Annotated in this window: 15 protein-coding genes; 1 reads left to right on the top strand and 14 read right to left on the bottom strand. The window is 68.4% G+C overall.

The annotated features are described in order from the left end of the window. Positions 1-4: 4 nt before the first annotated feature. The 13 genes from trpD to WKI94_RS02200 form a co-directional block, all read right to left on the bottom strand. Entirely contained in the window at positions 5-994 is a 990-nt protein-coding gene (gene trpD / locus WKI94_RS02260; RefSeq protein WP_337844152.1) for an anthranilate phosphoribosyltransferase, read from the bottom strand. Then, positions 982-1,563: an aminodeoxychorismate/anthranilate synthase component II gene (locus WKI94_RS02255; protein ID WP_337844151.1), complete on the bottom strand. Its 582-nt coding sequence runs from the start codon at positions 1,561-1,563 to the stop codon at positions 982-984. Before WKI94_RS02255 ends, trpD begins: the two co-directional genes overlap by 13 nt. Then, entirely contained in the window at positions 1,560-2,945 is a 1,386-nt protein-coding gene (gene trpE / locus WKI94_RS02250; protein WP_337844150.1) for an anthranilate synthase component I, read from the bottom strand. The genes WKI94_RS02255 and trpE overlap by 4 nt, the downstream gene beginning before the upstream one ends. A 179-nt stretch (positions 2,946-3,124) precedes the next feature. After that, positions 3,125-3,550, bottom strand: coding sequence for a cytochrome c (locus tag WKI94_RS02245; RefSeq protein WP_337844149.1), 426 nt, complete (start codon positions 3,548-3,550; stop codon positions 3,125-3,127). Between the two features lie 10 nt (positions 3,551-3,560). Continuing rightward, a complete protein-coding gene (locus tag WKI94_RS02240; RefSeq protein ID WP_337844148.1) occupies positions 3,561-4,640 on the bottom strand; it encodes a TIGR04053 family radical SAM/SPASM domain-containing protein in 1,080 nt (359 codons plus the stop codon). A gap of 40 nt (positions 4,641-4,680) precedes the next feature. After that, the gene (locus WKI94_RS02235) at positions 4,681-5,661 is read right to left on the bottom strand and encodes a hypothetical protein (RefSeq protein WP_337844147.1); all 981 of its coding nucleotides are present in this window, start codon (positions 5,659-5,661) and stop codon (positions 4,681-4,683) included. Beyond that, complete coding sequence (locus WKI94_RS02230; protein WP_337844146.1) at positions 5,658-6,272, bottom strand: MBL fold metallo-hydrolase; 615 nt, start codon at positions 6,270-6,272, stop codon at positions 5,658-5,660. The genes WKI94_RS02235 and WKI94_RS02230 overlap by 4 nt, the downstream gene beginning before the upstream one ends. After that, on the bottom strand, positions 6,259-8,106 hold the full coding sequence (gene dxs / locus WKI94_RS02225; protein ID WP_337844145.1) for a 1-deoxy-D-xylulose-5-phosphate synthase: 1,848 nt from the start codon (positions 8,104-8,106) through the stop codon (positions 6,259-6,261). The genes WKI94_RS02230 and dxs overlap by 14 nt, the downstream gene beginning before the upstream one ends. Positions 8,107-8,115: 9 nt before the next feature. Continuing rightward, the gene (locus WKI94_RS02220; protein WP_337844144.1) at positions 8,116-8,751 is read right to left on the bottom strand and encodes a hypothetical protein; all 636 of its coding nucleotides are present in this window, start codon (positions 8,749-8,751) and stop codon (positions 8,116-8,118) included. A 45-nt stretch (positions 8,752-8,796) separates the two neighbouring features. Continuing rightward, positions 8,797-9,981 (bottom strand): ABC transporter substrate-binding protein, encoded by a 1,185-nt coding sequence (locus WKI94_RS02215; protein WP_337844143.1) that lies wholly within the window; start codon positions 9,979-9,981, stop codon positions 8,797-8,799. Beyond that, positions 9,978-10,769 (bottom strand): PaaX family transcriptional regulator C-terminal domain-containing protein, encoded by a 792-nt coding sequence (locus WKI94_RS02210; RefSeq protein WP_337844142.1) that lies wholly within the window; start codon positions 10,767-10,769, stop codon positions 9,978-9,980. Before WKI94_RS02210 ends, WKI94_RS02215 begins: the two co-directional genes overlap by 4 nt. Position 10,770: 1 nt before the next feature. Next, a complete protein-coding gene (gene thrS, locus WKI94_RS02205) occupies positions 10,771-12,750 on the bottom strand; it encodes a threonine--tRNA ligase (protein ID WP_337844141.1) in 1,980 nt (659 codons plus the stop codon). Positions 12,751-12,883: 133 nt separating this feature from the next. Further along, positions 12,884-14,107, bottom strand: coding sequence for an MFS transporter (locus WKI94_RS02200; RefSeq protein ID WP_337844140.1), 1,224 nt, complete (start codon positions 14,105-14,107; stop codon positions 12,884-12,886). Here WKI94_RS02200 and WKI94_RS02195 point away from each other — a divergent pair. Continuing rightward, positions 14,064-15,029, top strand: a complete 966-nt coding sequence (locus WKI94_RS02195; protein ID WP_337844139.1) for a hypothetical protein — start codon at positions 14,064-14,066, stop codon at positions 15,027-15,029. The genes WKI94_RS02200 and WKI94_RS02195 overlap by 44 nt on opposite strands. Here WKI94_RS02195 and WKI94_RS02190 read toward each other — a convergent pair. Beyond that, complete coding sequence (locus WKI94_RS02190; protein ID WP_337844138.1) at positions 15,026-15,937, bottom strand: diacylglycerol kinase family protein; 912 nt, start codon at positions 15,935-15,937, stop codon at positions 15,026-15,028. The genes WKI94_RS02195 and WKI94_RS02190 overlap by 4 nt on opposite strands. Between the last annotated feature and the right edge of the window lie 10 nt (positions 15,938-15,947).

Genomic DNA, 15,947 nt, shown 5'->3' with positions numbered 1-15,947 from the left:
GGCCCTAGCCCTTTAGGAAACGCACGTAGCGCTCCAGGAGGAGGTAGGCCTCCCCCGAGGCTAAGACCTCGAGGGCAAGCCCCACCCCTTCCTCCAGGCTTCCCACCCGCCCCGCGGCGTAGAGCCCGGCCCCTGCCGAAAGGGCCACCGCGTCCCGTAAGGGGCCCTTCTCCTCCCCTTTCAGGAGGCGGCGGGCCAGGTGGGCGTTCTCCTCGGGGCCGCCCCCCCTTAGGGCCTCCAGGGGGGCCCGTCTGAGGCCCACCCCCTCGGGGGTGAGGGCGTAGGAGCCCCGGCCCACCTCCACCACCCGGTTCTCCCCCAATACCAGCTCGTCCGCCCCCTCCCCATGGACCACGAGCCCCTTGGCCCCAAGCCGCTCCAGGGCCTCGGCCATGGGGGAAAGCCAGGCGGGGCTAAAGACCCCCAGGACGTACCGGTCCGCCCCCGCGGGGTTGGTGAGGGGCCCAAGGAGGTTGAAGACCGTGCGGATGCCGAGCTCCGCCCGCACCGGGGCCACGTGGCGCATGGCGGGGTGGAAGACCCGGGCGAAGAGGAAGCCGAAGCCCAGGGCCTCTATGGCCTCCCCCACCCGCTCCGGGGGGGCCTCGAGGTCCACCCCCAGGGCCTCCAGGAGGTCGGCGGAGCCCGCCCGGGAACTGGCCGCCCGGTTTCCGTGCTTGGCCACCGCCACCCCCCCCGCGGCTGCCACCAGGGCCCCCAGGGTGGAGAGGTTGACCAGGCCCTGATGGTCCCCCCCCGTACCCACGATGTCCAAAAGGGGCCTCCTTTCCACCTTGAGGGGCCTTGCCGCCTCCCGCATGGCCCGGGCCATGGCCGCGATCTCATGGGGGCGCTCCCCCCTTAGGGCCATGGCGGTGAGCACCCCCGCGGCCCGCACCGGGGTGACCTCCCCCCGCATGAGGGCCCCCATGAGCCCATAGGCCTCCTCCTCTGTAAGGACCTCCCCCAAAAGCGCTTTCCTTATGGCCTCCATGGGTCCTCCAGGAAGTTCTTGAGGATAAGTTTACCCGCCTCCGTGAGGTAGCTTTCCGGGTGGAACTGCACCCCGTGCACGGGGTAGGCCCGGTGGCGGAGGCCCATCACCGTTCTCTCCCCCGCCTCCTCGGCCCAGGCATTCACCAAAAGCTCCTCCGGGAGGTTTCGCACCACCAGGGAGTGGTAGCGGGTGGCGGGGAAGGGGCTTTCTAGGCCCCGGAAGACCCCGGTGCCATCGTGGTGGATGGGGCTCACCTTGCCGTGCATAACCAGGGGGGCAGGCACCACCTCCGCCCCGAAGGCCGCCCCGATGGCCTGGTGGCCCAGGCAGACCCCGAGGATGGGGTAGCGGGGGGCGTAGCGCTGGATGAGGGGGACGGAAAGCCCAGCCTCGAGGGGGGTGCAGGGCCCTGGGCTGATGAGGATGCGGTCCGGATCCAAGGCCTCCACCGCCTCCAGGGCAAAGCGGTCGTTCCGCCACACGATGGGCTCAGCCCCGAGCTCCCCCAGGTACTGGACCAGGTTGTAGGTGAAGCTATCGTAGTTGTCCACCACCAAGACCCTCATAGCCCCTCCTCCGCCATCTCCACCGCTTTTAGGAGGGCCCGCGCCTTGTTCAGGCACTCCTGGTACTCCCTTTCCGGCACCGAGTCCGCCACGATGCCCGCCCCGGCCTGGATGTGCATCCGGCCCTTGGCGATGACAAAGGTGCGCAAGGTTAAGGCCATGTCCATGACCCCGTCGTAGGCCAGGTAGCCAAAGCTTCCCCCATAAGGCCCCCGACGGTGGGGCTCCAGCTCCTCGATGATCTCAATGGCCCGGATCTTGGGCGCCCCGGAGACGGTGCCCATGGGCAGGACGCTGGCCAAGGCGTCCAAGGGGGTCTTTCCCTCCGCCAAAAGCCCTTCCACCGTGGACACCAAGTGCATCACGTGGGAGTAGTACTCCACGTGCATGGGCTCCAGGACCCGCACCGTGCCGAAGGCGGCCACCCGGCCGATGTCGTTTCGGGAAAGGTCCAGGAGCATCAGGTGCTCCGCCCGCTCCTTTTCGTCCCGTAGAAGGTCTTCCGCAAGGCACCGGTCCTCCTCCTCGTCCCTCCCCCTAGGCCTCGTCCCCGCGATGGGCCGGGTGACCACCCGGCGGCCGTCGGAGCGGAGGAGGCTTTCGGGGCTTGCGGAGACCAGGACCACCTCCCCCAGGTCCAGGTAGCCCATGTAGGGGCTCGGGTTCACGCTCCTTAAGGCGCGGTAAAGGGCGAAGGGGTGGACGGTGAGGGGAGAGGAGAGCCTCAGGGAGAGGACCACCTGGAAGATGTCCCCGGCGTAGATGTAGCGGAGGGCCCTTTCCACGGCCTCGAGGTAGGCCTCCCGGGAAAGGTCCGCCTGGAACCCCACCCGCCCCCCGGGCCGCATCCCCGGCACCCCGGGGAGGGGCCCCTTGAGCCTGGCCTCGGCCCAGGAAAGCCGCCTCTCCGCCTCCTCCCCCTCCTCCCCCGGGGCGATGAGGTGGAGGAGACCCCTTAGGTGGTCAAAGACCGCCACCACCTCCGGCTCCACGAAGAGGAGGTCGGGCAGGCCCAGGTCATCGGGCTTGAGGGCGGGGAGGCGCTCGTAGTAGCGGATAAGGTCGTAGGCCGCGTACCCCACCACTCCCCCGAAGAAGGGGGGGAGGTCGGCGGGGCGCTCCAGGGGGGCGTGCACCGCCTGGTAAAGGGCGCGCAAGGGGTCTTCCGCGGGCAAGGGCTTCCCGTTTACGGTGAAGACCCCGTCCTTAAGCCGGAAGGTGCGCCTCGCCCCCACGCCCACGATGGAAAACCGGCTCTGCCGCCCCCGCTCCACGGACTCCAGGAGGAAGCTCACCGGGGCCTTCTCCGAAAGCTTCAGGTAAGCGGTGACGGGGGTTTCCAGGTCCGCCAGGAAGGTTCTCCGAAAAAGTCTGATGGCCATGCCGCCCCCTAAAAAAGCCCCCCGGGGTGCACCCCGGGGGCATGCCCGCCTCCACCCGGGGCCTATCCGGGCCACCACCAAGGGAAGACGGGCGCCATGGCCTTACCTTACCCCAAACCCCCGTCCAGGTAAAGGGCCCGGGGCCCCGAAGGGCCCCGGTAGGGAGGGAGTACACCGGTCTACTTGACCGGGGGACGGGACTTAAGCGCCTTCTGCGGGGAAAAGGCCCTGGCCCGCTGGGCCTTCACCTCCTCTGGGGTGAAGGGCTTGGCCTTGGACTTGGCGAAGACGGCAAGGACATGGTTCAAGACCGCCGCCACCTCCCGGTCTTTGAGCTGGCGGAAGGGCGGCATGACCCCGTTAAAGGTCTTGCCCCCCACGGTGAGGGGGCCCTGGAGGCCGTAGAGCACCACCCGGATGAGGTACGCCCGCCCGCCTTTGGCTTGGACCACCTTGTCCAGATGGGTGAGGGGCGGGAAGGCCCCGGGAAGGCCCTGCCCGTTCGCCTGGTGGCAGGTCTGGCAGTTGGCGGAGTAGACCTTAGCCCCTTCGCTCTGGGCCAAGCCCAGGCCCAAGAAGACCACCAGAAAGAGGATCTTCCTCATGCTTCCATTTTTACTGGGGAAGGGGGGTAGGGCTAGGGGCATTTGTCCTAGGGGTGTAGGCGCACCGGGGGTCGGCGGCCAGGTAGTCCCCGGTCTCAGCGAAGGCCCGGGCCCGGCTTCCCCCGCAGATCTCCTTGTACTCGCATCGGCCGCACTTCCCCTTCAGGCGGGCCTTGTCGCGGAGGGCCTGGAAAAGGGGGCTATGGCGGTAGATCTCCAGGAGGGGCATTTCCCGAACATTCCCCGCGGAAAGGGGCAGGAAGCCCGAGGGATAGACCTCCCCCGTGGAGGAGACGAAGACGAAGCCCAGGCCGTCGGAGAGGTGCACCCCCCGGCCCGCCCCCACCAGGGCCCCGTCCCCTCCCCCTTCCCTAGCCCGCCGCTCCAGGACCACCCGGCGGAACATGGGGCCTTCCGTGGTGCGGATCTTGAAGGGGTAGCGGCGGGAAAACTCGTAAAGGAGGTGCATGACCTCCTCGTACGCCTCGGGGGAAAGGCTTTCTAAAAGGGCCCCTCGGCCCACAGGCACCAGGAAGAAGACCTCCCAGGTGGCCACTCCTTTGGCCTTTAGGATCTCGGCGATCCCCGGCAGCTCCTCTACGGTGAGGCGGGAAACCGTGGTGTTCACCTGGGTCATGAGCCCCACCTCCCGCGCCCAGTCCAAAGCCTTTAGGGCCAGGGCAAAGGTCCCAGGCACGCCCCGGAAGCCATCGTGGGTTTCGGGGCTCGCCCCGTCCAGGGAGATGGCCATCTGGTGCACCCCAAGCTTCTTAAAGCGCACCACCACCTCCCGGGTGAGCCGGGGGGTCACCGCGGGGGTGATGCCCACCTTAAGCCCCAGCCGCTTTGCTTCCTCCAGGAGGAGGAAGAGGTCCGGCCGGGCCAGGGAGTCCCCCCCGGTGGGGAGGAGGATGGGCTTGGGGGTGTAGGTGGCAAGCTCCCGCAAAAGGGCCAAGCCCTCCTCCGTGGAAAGCTCCCCGGGCAGGGGATCGGGCTCGGCGGAGGCCCGGCAGTGGCGGCAGGCCAAAAGGCAGGCCCGGGTCATCTCCCAGGCCACCAGGAGAGGAAAGCGGTGGAGGTCGGGCTTCATGCCCCCAGGATGCCCCTTTGGAAGAGGGGCAGGTGTCCCCTCAACGGGCCAGGACCACCCGGTAGACCAGGCGGCGAGCTTCTTTAGCCCGGAGGGACACCTCCAGGCGGTACCCTTCCGGAAGAAGGGTAGCCCCCGGGAAGTCCAGGCGGAAGGGCTGGGGGAAGACCTCAGAGAGGAGGAGGGTTACGGGGTAGGGGTAAGGGTTTTCCAAAACGGTTTCCACCCGGTACGCGCGCTCCTTTTCCCCCTGGGCCACCTCCTCCACCCGGCGGAGGAGGCGGGCCCCCGCGTCCCGGCCCAGGAAGACCTCCGCCACCTCCCCTTCTGGGGTGGGGGGAAGGAGGGCCTGACCCAGGAAGAGGCCGTCCTCCACCGCCTCGAGGCGCCCCGGGGCCAGGGGGAAAGGGGCCTGGAAGCGGTAACCCCGTTCCAGGGGGAGGACCCCGGCGGTCCGGAAGGGCCCCTGGTAGCGGAGGAGGCGGGTGGGCTTGAGGTCCGCCCTGAGGAAGGGGAGCTCGGTGGTGCCCGTCTCCAGCCTTCTTGGGGGGAGCTCGTAGCGGAAAAGGCCAAAGGGGTTTTCCCCCGGGCTTTCCGCCAGGGCCTTATAGGCCACGGCCCGCTCCAGCACCGGGGCCTCCCCCGCAAGGAGGGTAAGCCGCTTGGCCTCGAGGGGCTCCCCTTCCAGGGTAAGCCGCGCCCAGGCGGTGAGGCGCCCCTCCTCCAGGGTGTAGAACACCTCCCCCCGAAGCCCCAGGTAGAGGTAGCGGAGCACCGCCTCCCCCTCCCCCCGGTAGCGGAAGAAGACGGCCCCCGGGCGGTAAAGGCGCTCCTCCTCCTCCACCCCAAGGAGGCGCAAGGAACCGGGCACCGTCTTCTCCAGCCGCTCCCCGCCCAGGTAGACCCAGGCGGAAGGGGGCAGCCTAAGGGGCTCCTTGATCTCGGCAAACCCCGGGTACACGGTGACCTCCTGGGCCCAGGCGATAAGGCCCAGGAAAAGGAGGGACAAGGCTTTTCTCACACCCCCAGTCTACGGGCCAGGGCCTCCACCTCTTCCCGCTTGAGGGGCCCCCCGTGGCCGGGATACACCCACTCCACCCCAAGCTCCAAGATCTTGCGCACCGTCTTTTGGGCCAGGGCGTGGTCCTCGTTGATGAGCCTTGGGGGAAGCCCCTTGCCCCGTAGGGCGTCCCCTGCAAGGAGCACCCCTTCCCGGAAGAGCCCCACCTGGCCCAGGGTGTGGCCGGGAAGCTCCACCACCCGCCAGCCCAGGACCTCCACCCCCTCCTCCACGGGCCTTAAGGCCTCCTCGGGAAGGGGCGGGCCCAGGTTGGCGAGAAAGCCCCCAAGAAGGGGGATGGGAAGGGGTGGGCGGGGCTTCTCCCCCGTGAGGTAGGGCCACTCCTTGGGGTGGGCCAGGATGGGGAGGCGGAACCTCTCCCAAAGGGCCCTGGCCCCCCCGGCATGGTCCAGGTGGTGGTGGGTGAGGAAGAGGAGGAGGGGGAGCGTGTCCAGGAGGAGGAGAAGCCTCCGGCTTTCCCAAGGAAGCCCCGCGTCCACCAGGAGATAGCCCCCTTCCACAGGGACGCGGTAGAGGTTAGCGGCAAAGGGAAGGCGCTCAGGCCCGCTCATGGACGGGGGCTACGCCCATCTCCCTAAGGGCTCGCCGGATGCCCTCGGCATCTATCCCCGCCTTCTTGTGGAGGGAGGGGATGGCCCCGTGCTCAAAGAAGCGGTCGGGGAGGGCTAGGATGCGGACCTCGGGCTTTAGGCCCATCTCGTTTAGGGCCTCCAGGACCGCGCTCCCAAAGCCCCCCATCCCCTGGTGGTCCTCCACGGTGATGAGCTTGTAGCCGGCAAGCCAAGCCAGCATCTCCCGGTCCAGGGGCTTCAGGAAGCGGGCGTTCACCACCCCCACTCGGGGGTCGTCCCCTGCGGCCTCGAGGGCGTACCTCAGCGTCTTCCCGAAGGCCAGGAGGTAGACCTCCCGCCCCTCCTTCAAGACCTCCCACTTTCCCCAAGGGATCTCGGGCCAAACCCCCTCGGGGGCCCGCTCCACGCTGTCCCGGGGGTAACGGATGGCCACCGGCCCCCCCACCTCCAGGGCCTTCTTCAGCATGGCCCGAAGCTCCAGGGCGTCCTTGGGGGCGGCGATCTGTAGGTTGGGGACGGTGCGCAGGAAGGCGATGTCAAAGACCCCGTGGTGGGTGGCCCCGTCCGCCCCCACGAGCCCCGCGCGGTCTATGGCGAAGACCACGGGGAGGCCCTCAATGGCCACGTCGTGGACCACCTGGTCGTAGGCCCGCTGCAGGAAGGTGGAGTAGATGGCCACGATGGGCTTCATCCCCTTTAGGGCCAGCCCCGCGGCGGTGGTCACCGCCACGTCCTCGCAGATGCCCACGTCCAGGTAACGTTCGGGGTGCTCCGTGGAGTAGCGCACCAGCCCCGAGCCCTCCCGCATGGCCGGGGTGATGACGAAGAGGCGGGGCTCGAGGTGGGCGAGCTCCGTCACCGCATCCCCAAAGGCCTGGCTCCAGGAGTAGCCCTTGGAGACCTTCTCCGGCTTCTTGGGGTCAAAGCCCGGGGGCCCGTGCCAGTAGATGGGGTCGGCCTCGGCCACCTTGTAGCCCTTCCCCTTCTGGGTGACCACGTGGAGGAGGGTGGGGCCTTCCAGGGCCTTGAGGTGCTCCAGGATGTGGATGAGCCCTTTCAGGTCGTGCCCGTTCACCGGGCCCACGTAGCGGATGCCCCAGGCGTAAAAGGGGTTCTCCTGGTGGAGGAGGAGCTTGGCCGCCTCCTTGGCCCGGTCCACCAGGCCGAAGAGCCGGGGGGATATGTGCTCCAGGACGTTCTTCCCCAGCTTCTCCATGTCCTGGACCCACTTCCTAATCTGGAGCTCTTTGAAGTACTTGTTGAGGGCCCCCACGTTTTCGGAGATGCTCATCTCGTTGTCGTTGAGGACGATGAGCATCCGCTTCCCCAACTCGCCGATCTTGTTGAGGGCGGCCAGGGCCATCCCCCCCGTAAGGGCCCCGTCGCCGATGACCGCCACCACGTGGTGGTCCTCCCCGAGAAGGTCCCGGGCAATGGCCATTCCCAGGGCGTTGGCCAAGGAGGTGGAGGCGTGGCCTGCGGTGATGGCATCGTGGGGAGACTCCGAAACCTTGGTGAAGCCGGAAAGCCCCCCCTCCAACCTCAGGGTGTGGAAGCGGTCCTTTCGGCCTGTAACCAGCTTGTGGGCGTAGGCCTGGTGGCCCACGTCAAAGACGATCCTGTCCCTCGGGGAGTGGAAAACCCGGTGCAGGGCCAGGATGAGCTCCACCGCCCCTAAGGAGCTCGCCAGGTGGCCACCGTTTTGCGCCGTGACCCGGATGATCTCGCTCCGGATCTCCTCGGCAAGGAGAAAAAGCTCCTCCAGGCTCAGGGCTTTCAGGTCCTCAGGGGAGTTCACCTTGTCCAGTACCATGGGCCACCTCTAACGAAAGTTGCGCTCCACCAAAACCCGCCCCTCCCGGGTGCGCACCTCGCCCACCCCGGGGGCAAACCAGACCTCGTAGGCCGCCTCGCCCCGCTCGTCCTTGAAGCTTTGGCGGATGCGAAAGACCCGGAAAGCCCCCGCGGGGACCCGCACCTCCCGGCTTTCCAGGACCTCCATGGTGTAGGAAAGGGCTCCGCTGGCCAGGGGTTCTTTCCCGGTGGGGGAAAGGAGCTCCACCTTCACCTCCGCCCTCCCCCCCCAGCGGTACCCCACCTGGAGGAGCCCCTCAGGGGGATACTCTAGGAGGGGTGGGGCGAAGACCACCCGGGCCGCGGGCTCCTGGAACCCCAAAAGCCTCACCCCTTCCCCCACTTGGCGGAAGTAGACCCGGTCCTCCCCCCGCCCGAAGCTCCGGAAGCGCAAGACCTCCTGCCCCTCGAACACCCCGGGGCCTTCCACCCGGAGGCGGTAGGAGGGAGCGGAAAGGCTTTCTCCCTCGGGGAGGTAGACCCACTCCAAGCCGGTGAGGGCGGGGTAAAAGCCCACGGGGCCCTCGAGGGTGGGCCCCACCTCCCCCACCCGGGGGGCGCAAGCGGCGAGGGCGAGGAAGAGGGGCATAAGGTACCGCCTCATGGTACGGAGTTTACCCCCAAAGCCCCGTAGCCCCTCCCACAAAGGCTAGCGCCCTTCCGTAGCCAGGGCCTTCCTTTGGGCCTCCTCCAGGGCCCTCCTGGGGTCCATGCCCCCCTTGAGGCTTCGCTCCAGGGCCTCCTCCAAAAAGCCGTACCAGAGAACCATCTCCGGATCTTGGCTCCAGGGGCGGCCCCATTCCGCCTGGGCAAACACAGCCTTGCGCTCCGGATCCTTGAAGAACTCCCCCAGCACCCGTTCTGCGGAGCGGCGCAAGGGGAGGTACCAGGTGGCCTCGGCCCACTCCGCCTGGAGATCGGGCTCCAGAAAGCTCCGCCAGAAGGCCACCGCGCCCCGGATCTGCTCCGGGGAAGCCCCCTTTAGCACCACCAAGGCTGCCCCGGAAAGGGGCACCGTCCCCGAGGGGACGCGGGGCACCGGGGCCAGGCCCACAGCGAAGGGCAGGGAGGTCTGGCTCAGGACCACGGGCAGGGCGGTGCTGGGGCCTAGGCCCATGAAGGCCTTGGTGCGCAGGAAATCCGCCACCGCGAACTGGACCTCCGCCAGGTTGCGGGCCTGGGCGTGGCCCTTTTTCACCATGCGGTGAAGCATCTCCAAGGCCTCCACCACCTCCTTGGAGGTGAAGGCGGGCTGGCCCCCTTTCACCAGGCTTCCCCCCAGGCTCATGACCACGGCGTTGAAGCTCCAGATGTCCGTGGCGACCACAAACCCCTTGGCGGTGCGGCTCGTGAGGCGGGCCGCGGCCTCTTCCACCTCGGCCCAGCTCTCTGGGGCCTTAAGCCCCCGGGCGCGGAAGGCGTCCTTGTTGTAGTAGAGCACGGGGACGGAAAGGCCCAAGGGGAGGCCATAGGTCTTCCCCCTCACCTGGCCCGCCCTTAGGAACTCGGGATAGAGGTCCTGGGGCAGGTCCTGGAGATAGGAATCCAGGGGGAGGGCCACCCCCTCCTGGGCCAGGCGGGGGAGGAAGGAAAGCTCGGCCTGGAAGAGCGCCGGTGCCCCCCCGGAGCGCAGGGCGGAGAGGAGCTTCACCCCCGCCTCCCGATAGTCCCCCTGGTAGCGGGCTTCGAGGCGGTAGGCCTTTTGGGCGGCGTGGAAGCGGTCTATGGCCTTGAGGAGCACCTTGTCCCCGGGAGGGCCCGCGGTGTGCCAGAAGGGGATGGCGGCCTGGGCCCACCCCAGGAGCAAAAAGGGAAGGAGGAAAAACGCCCTCATCCCCCCAAGCTTAGCGGGGCCTCCATGAGAAGGCCTGAAGGGGCAAGCCCCGCCTCCTTAAGGAAGGGAAGGGCCGCCCGGTAAAGCCTCGCGCGGGCCTCGAGGAAGGCCCGCCGCACCTCGGGGCCCGGGAAGCCCTCGGGGAGGAGGGCCTCGGGGAGGCCAGGGTCCAGGAAGAGGGCCTTGCGCATCTCGTGCACCAGGCGGGTGAGGAGGGCGAAGGCCCTCTCGGGGTCTTCGGGCACCTCGGGAAAGGCCAAAGAGCGGTAAAACCGGGCCGCCTCCTCCAGGGGGAAGGCCCTAAGGACCTCCTCCTTGGGGCCCATGGGCTCCGCCTGGAAGAGGAGCCCCTTCACCCGGTAGAAACCCAGGAGTTCCAAAGCCGCCTTCTCCTCGGCCCCCGCCCCCAGGTAGACCCCGCTTTGGAGGAGGCCGAAGCCCAAAAGGGCCATCTCCCGCCGGAAACGCTCCCTTTCCGCCCGCACCCTCGGCCCCTCGGGGAGGACAAGGAGGAAGCGCCCCTCCCAGGGATGGGGGGCCCCGTAGAGCCTCTTCCGCACCTGCTCCACCTGCCAGTACACCCGATCGGAAAGGGCGTAGGCTGCGCTCCGGCCCACCCTCACAGGGCCCACCCAGCCCCGCTTGGCGCTCCGGGAAAGGGCAGCCCGCACCGCCGCCTCGGAGAAGCCGAGGGCGGCCATGGCCCGCACCAGGGCCCGCACCGGGGCCTGGCGCTCGGGGTAGATGTACTCCAGGAAGAGGGTGAAGATGGTGGAACGGGCGCGCATCTTAGAAAGCAGGTTCCAGGAGCCTCTCCCGGTGCTCCCTGAGGACCCCCTCCAGGAAGGCGGCAAGGGGCATGCTCCCCAGGTTCCCCCGGTGGCGGCGGCGGACGCTCACCGCGCCCTCGGCCTTCTCCCGCTCCCCCACCACCAGCACATAGGGCACCTTGGCCACCTCCGCGTCCCGGATCCGGGCCTGCATCCTTTCCGGCCTTAGATCGGCCTCCGCGCGCAGGCCCAAGGCCCTAAGGCGCTCCACCACCTCCTTGGCGTAGTCCTCCTGCTTCTCGGAAACCGGCACCACCACCACCTGCACCGGGGCAAGCCAAAGGGGGAAGTCCCCGGCGAAGTGCTCTATGAGGATGCCGATGAAGCGCTCCAGGGAGCCGAAGGGGGCGCGGTGGATCATAACGGGCCGGTGCTCGTCCCCGTCCCGGCCTACATAGGTAAGGCCGAAGCGCTCGGGGAGGTTATAGTCCACCTGGATGGTGCCAAGCTGCCACTCCCGCCCCAGGGCGTCCTTCACCACGAAGTCCAGCTTGGGGCCATAGAAGGCCGCGTCCCCCTCCTCCACGGTGTAGTGGAGGCCCGCCTCCAAGGCGGCCTCCTCAATCTGCCGCTCCGCCAGGGCCCACTTGGCCTCGTCCCCCACGTACTTCGCGCTCTTAGGGTCCCGCACGCCGATGCGGGCCCGGTAGTCCTTCAGGCCCAAGGTGGAGAGGACCTTCAGGACCAGGTCCAAAACCCCCAGGAACTCCTCCTTCACCTCCTCGGGGGTGCAGAAGATGTGGGCGTCGTCCTGGGTGAAGCCCCGGACCCGGGTCAGGCCCAAAAGCTCCCCCGCCTTCTCGTAGCGGTAGACGGTGCCGAACTCCGCAAGCCTCAAGGGAAGCTCCCGGTAGGAGCGGCGCCGATGGGCGTAGATGCGGATGTGGTGGGGGCAGTTCATGGGCTTTAGGAGGTACTCCTCCTCCTCGCCCCGCTCCTTGAAGCTGATAGGGGGGAACTGGCTTTCCGCGTAGTAGGGGTAGTGGCCCGAGGTCTTGTAGAGCTCCAAGGAGCCGATGTGGGGGGTGGTGACCAGCTGGTAGCCCCGCCTTATCTGCTCCTCCCGCATGAAGGCCATGAGCTCTTCCCGGATGACGTTCCCCTTGGGGAGCCAAAGGACAAGCCCCTTCCCCACCATGGGGTCAATCAGGAAAAGCTCGAGCTCCCGCCCAAGCCTCCTGTGGTCCCGCCGCTTGGCCTCCTCCAGCTGCCAGAGGTACTCCTTGAGCTCCTCGGCGGTGCGGAAGGCCACCCCGTAGACCCGCTGGAGCATGGGCCGCGTCTCGTCCCCCCGCCAGTAAGCCCCGGCCACGTGGGTGAGCTTGAAGTGGGGGGGGATGCGGCCCGTGGAGGGGACGTGGGGCCCCCGGCAGAGGTCGGTGAAGCCGAAGCCCTCGTCCCCCTGCTGGTAAAAGCTGATCTCCTCCCCTTCCGGGATCTCCTGGATGAGCTCCACCTTGTAGGGGTCCTTGCCCTGGTAGCGGGCCAGGGCTTCGGCCCGGGAAAGGGCGAAGCGCCTTAGGGGGAGGTCCCGCCTCAGGATTTCCCGCATCTTCTCCTCAATAACCGGGAGGTCCTCGTCGGAGAGGGGCTCGGGGGCCTCTATATCGTAGTAAAAGCCCTTCTCTATCACCGGCCCCACCCCCAGATGGACCCCCTCCGGATCGTAGCCCTTTTCCCGGAAGTACTCCTTCACCGCCTGGGCCAGGACGTGGGCCAGGGTGTGGCGGAAGAGGTGCTGGTACTCGGGGTCCTTCTCCGTGAGGATGCGCACCCTCGCCCCAGGGGGCAAGGGCTTAAAGAGGTCGTAAAGCTCCCCGTCCACGATGGCCCCCACCGCCGCCCGGGCCAGGCCCGGCCCGATGCGCTCGGCCACGTCCTTGGCGGTGGCCCCCTCGGGGACCTCGAGGGCTCGCCCATCGGGTAGATAGACCGTCATGCCCTTCACTATATCCCCCTTTGACCGGTTCCTGGTGGTCCAGGCCCGGGAAGAAGGGCTTACCTTGGTGAGCGGGACGCCATCCTGGACCGCTACGGGGTGGAGCGGATCTGGTAGGGCCCCAGAGAAACGCTTAGCCTTCCCTGGGTAGCTTCCGCCCCGCCCAAAGGGCCAGGGCGTAGAAGGCCGAGGCCGCGGGGAAGAGGGCCCCAAAGCCGAAGAGGTCCACCAAGGCCCCGCCCAGCACGCTGGAGAAGGCAAAGAACCCCGCTACGGTGTTGGCCAGGCCGATGTAAGCGCTCCGCTCCCCCTCAGGGGCCAGGTTCAGGAGGTAGGTGGTGGTGGCAAGGCCAAGGGCCGCGAGGTAGGCTCCCTGGAGGAGGAAGACCACCCCGAAGAAGGAGGGGGGTAGGAGAAAGAGCAGAAGGGGCGCGGCCACGGCCAGGAAGGCCCCCGCCTGGAGCACCCCCTTGGACCCCCTTTCTGCCATGCGGGCCCAAAGGAGGTTGGAAAGGGTGAAGGAAAAGGCGTAAAGGGAAAGGTAGAGGCCAAGCTCTGCCCCCTGCCCGAGCTTCCGCACGGCAAAGACCGCATAGAAGGGTTCCACCATCCCCCCAAGGCCCAAAAGCAGGCGCACCCTTAGGTAGCGGCGGAAGGCGCGGTCCCGCCAAGGGGCAAGGAAGTCCACCCGCTGGGGCGGAGCCTCCTCGAGGGGCTCCTCCGTGAGCCCGAAGAGGTACCACCCCACCCCAAAGGCCAAGGCCCCTAGGAGGAAAAGGAGGGCGTAGGGCAAAGGGAAAGGAAGGGGCAAGGCCAGGATGGCCCGCACCCAAAACCCGGCCAGGAAAGCCAGGAGCCCCCCCACCAGGTTGCGGGCGCTGAAGAGGGCGGCCCGGCGCCCCATGGACACGGTCTTGGCCACCACCTCCCAGAAGGGCAGGCTGGAAACCCCGGTGAAGAGGGCGTTCAAGAGGAGGCCCAGGAGAAACCCCCCAAGAAGGAGGTGGGGCCAGGGGCCAAGGAGAAGGGCAGAAAGGGCCATGAGGAGGACCCCCGTCAGCCTGAGGGCCGCCACCTTGCGGTAGAGGACGATCTTCCGGGGAAGCCTCGCCACCCAAGGGGCCAGAAAGGCCTGGGGCACCATCCCCCCCGCCTGGAGGAGGGCGGGCAGGAGGCCGATGAGGCTTGCAGGGGCCCCGAGCTTGGCGGCGAAGCCCGCGAGGACGATGTTGGGGTTTAGGAAGGTGTCCCCTAGCCACACCAGCCAGCCGTTCAGCACCGCCAGGCGGTAGTTCCGCTCCCGGAGGTCTAAGATGGTGAGAATGGTGCTCCTGCCTTCCCTTGGGCCCTTCCACATCCTGCACCCACGCTACAACGCGGCCACGGTCCTGGCCATCCTCGAGGCCCAAGGCCCCCCCGCGGTCTACCTGGCCTCCCACAGCCCCCAGGGCCTGGAAGGGGGGGCCTGGCGGGAGGAGGATCCCCTCCTCTTCCACCTCCTCCCTTGGGCGGAGGAGCGGGGCATCCCCGTGGTGGCCCTGGACCAGGAGGCCCACCTCAAGGAGGAGGCGGAGGCCTTCCGCCAAGCCCTAGCCCAGCACCCCCTGGGGGCCCCCCACTTGGAGCGCATGGGGGCCTTTGACCAGGCCCTTTTGGGGCTTCTGAAGCGCCCCCTGACCCCAGAGCTCCTGGCCGACGCCGCCTTCTGGCAGGAGGTGGAGGCCGTATACCGGGGCTTCGCCGAGGCCTTTGGGGAGGGCCCTGCCACGGGCTTCCGCGCCCATAGGATGGCCCGGGTGGCCGAGGCCCTAAGGGGGCGGGAAGGGGCGGTGGTGGCGGACTTCCTGGACTACCCCTTCCTCCTAAAAGCCCTTCCCCAGGCCACCTTCCCCTCCCACACCCCCACGGAGGCGGAAAGGGTGCGGGCCCTTTTGGACCGGGCCTGGCAGCTTAAGGAGGAAGACGACTGGGCGGCCCTCCTCCAGGGCCTCATGGAGGTGGGCACCCCAGAGGCCCTCTTCCTCGCCGCCCAGATCTACCTGGCCGCGGGGCAGTGGGAAGATGCCCTCCTCCTCATGGAGGAGGTCTTCCGCATGGACTTCCAGCACCCGGGCTACCTGCCGGGCTATGTCCTCGCCCGCTTCGGGCAACTATTGGACCTCGCGGGGCAGAGGGAACGGGCCCTAAGGGCCTACCGGGGGGTCCTGGCCCTCTCCTTTGCCCCCGAGGAGGCCCGGGCCATCGCCCTAGCGGGGCTCAGGACCCCCTTTCGCCTCTAGGCCCCCACGGGCTGGGCCTTAGGCCCCCTGGCCACCGCCCGGCGGCCCACCACCCTTAGGGCCAGGGGGAGGAGCTCCACGCGGTACCGGTCGGCCTCAGGAAGGAGTTCCCCATCGGCGTGGGCGGGCACGGGGGCGGTGAAGTGGGCCTCCAGAACCCGCCCCGAAAAGGCGCGCACCTCCTTGTGCCCGAGGTGCCGGCCCAGGAGGAGGCGGGGCAGGATGAGGACCACCCCCAGGCGGGAGAAGCGCCCCGCGAGGATGAGGGTAAGCCTCCCGTCCCTGGGGTCGGCCATGGGGGCGATGGGGATGCCGCCCCCGTAGGCGGGCCCGTTCATGGCCGCAAGGAGGAGCAAAGGCCCCGCGTACACTTCTTCCCCGTCTACCCAAAGCCGCCCCTCGGGAAGGCGGAGGTCCTTGAGAACGGCAAAGAGGGCGTAGAGGTAGCGGGGCATGCCCCGGAGGAAGGGAGGTGCGGAAAGGGCCTTCTTGGCCACCAGGGCATCAAACCCCAGGCCCAAGGAGGCCCCAAAGGGCTCCCCGTTGGCGAAGCCCAGGTCCACAGCCTCCTCCGGGGCAAAGAGGGCGTGCTCCAGAGCCTGGGGCCAGGGGAGGCCCTTTAGGCCCAGCATGCGGGCGAAGTCGTTGCCGCTCCCGATGGGCACCACCCCCAGGGTCTTGTCCGTGCCCACAAGGCCCCTCAGGACCTCGTGCACCGTGCCGTCCCCCCCCACGGCCACCACCCGCGCCCCCGGAGGAGCGGCTTGGGCTAGGGTTGCGGCGTGGCCCGGCCCCTCGGTGAGGAAGGCCTTGGCCCCCTGTTCCCGGGCAGCCTGTAGGATGGCACCGGAGAGCCGCCCCACCTTCCCTCGGCCCGCGGCCGGGTTGACGATGACCCACCTTTCCACCCCTGTATTT

It is taken from the genome of Thermus sp. (genome assembly GCF_037444525.1).
Classification (GTDB): Bacteria; Deinococcota; Deinococci; order Deinococcales; family Thermaceae; genus Thermus.
This window is presented reverse-complemented; position numbering and strand designations above follow the sequence as displayed.

Coding starts and splice junctions, on each gene's coding strand:
- trpD (WP_337844152.1), bottom strand. CDS start 994: ATGGAGGCCATAAGGAAAGCGCTTTTGGGGGAGGTCCTTACAGAGGAG.
- WKI94_RS02255 (WP_337844151.1), bottom strand. CDS start 1,563: ATGAGGGTCTTGGTGGTGGACAACTACGATAGCTTCACCTACAACCTG.
- trpE (WP_337844150.1), bottom strand. CDS start 2,945: ATGGCCATCAGACTTTTTCGGAGAACCTTCCTGGCGGACCTGGAAACC.
- WKI94_RS02245 (WP_337844149.1), bottom strand. CDS start 3,550: ATGAGGAAGATCCTCTTTCTGGTGGTCTTCTTGGGCCTGGGCTTGGCC.
- WKI94_RS02240 (WP_337844148.1), bottom strand. CDS start 4,640: ATGAAGCCCGACCTCCACCGCTTTCCTCTCCTGGTGGCCTGGGAGATG.
- WKI94_RS02230 (WP_337844146.1), bottom strand. CDS start 6,272: ATGAGCGGGCCTGAGCGCCTTCCCTTTGCCGCTAACCTCTACCGCGTC.
- dxs (WP_337844145.1), bottom strand. CDS start 8,106: ATGGTACTGGACAAGGTGAACTCCCCTGAGGACCTGAAAGCCCTGAGC.
- WKI94_RS02220 (WP_337844144.1), bottom strand. CDS start 8,751: ATGAGGCGGTACCTTATGCCCCTCTTCCTCGCCCTCGCCGCTTGCGCC.
- WKI94_RS02215 (WP_337844143.1), bottom strand. CDS start 9,981: ATGAGGGCGTTTTTCCTCCTTCCCTTTTTGCTCCTGGGGTGGGCCCAG.
- WKI94_RS02210 (WP_337844142.1), bottom strand. CDS start 10,769: ATGCGCGCCCGTTCCACCATCTTCACCCTCTTCCTGGAGTACATCTAC.
- thrS (WP_337844141.1), bottom strand. CDS start 12,750: ATGACGGTCTATCTACCCGATGGGCGAGCCCTCGAGGTCCCCGAGGGG.
- WKI94_RS02195 (WP_337844139.1), top strand. CDS start 14,064: ATGGTGAGAATGGTGCTCCTGCCTTCCCTTGGGCCCTTCCACATCCTG.
- WKI94_RS02200 (WP_337844140.1), bottom strand. CDS start 14,107: ATGTGGAAGGGCCCAAGGGAAGGCAGGAGCACCATTCTCACCATCTTA.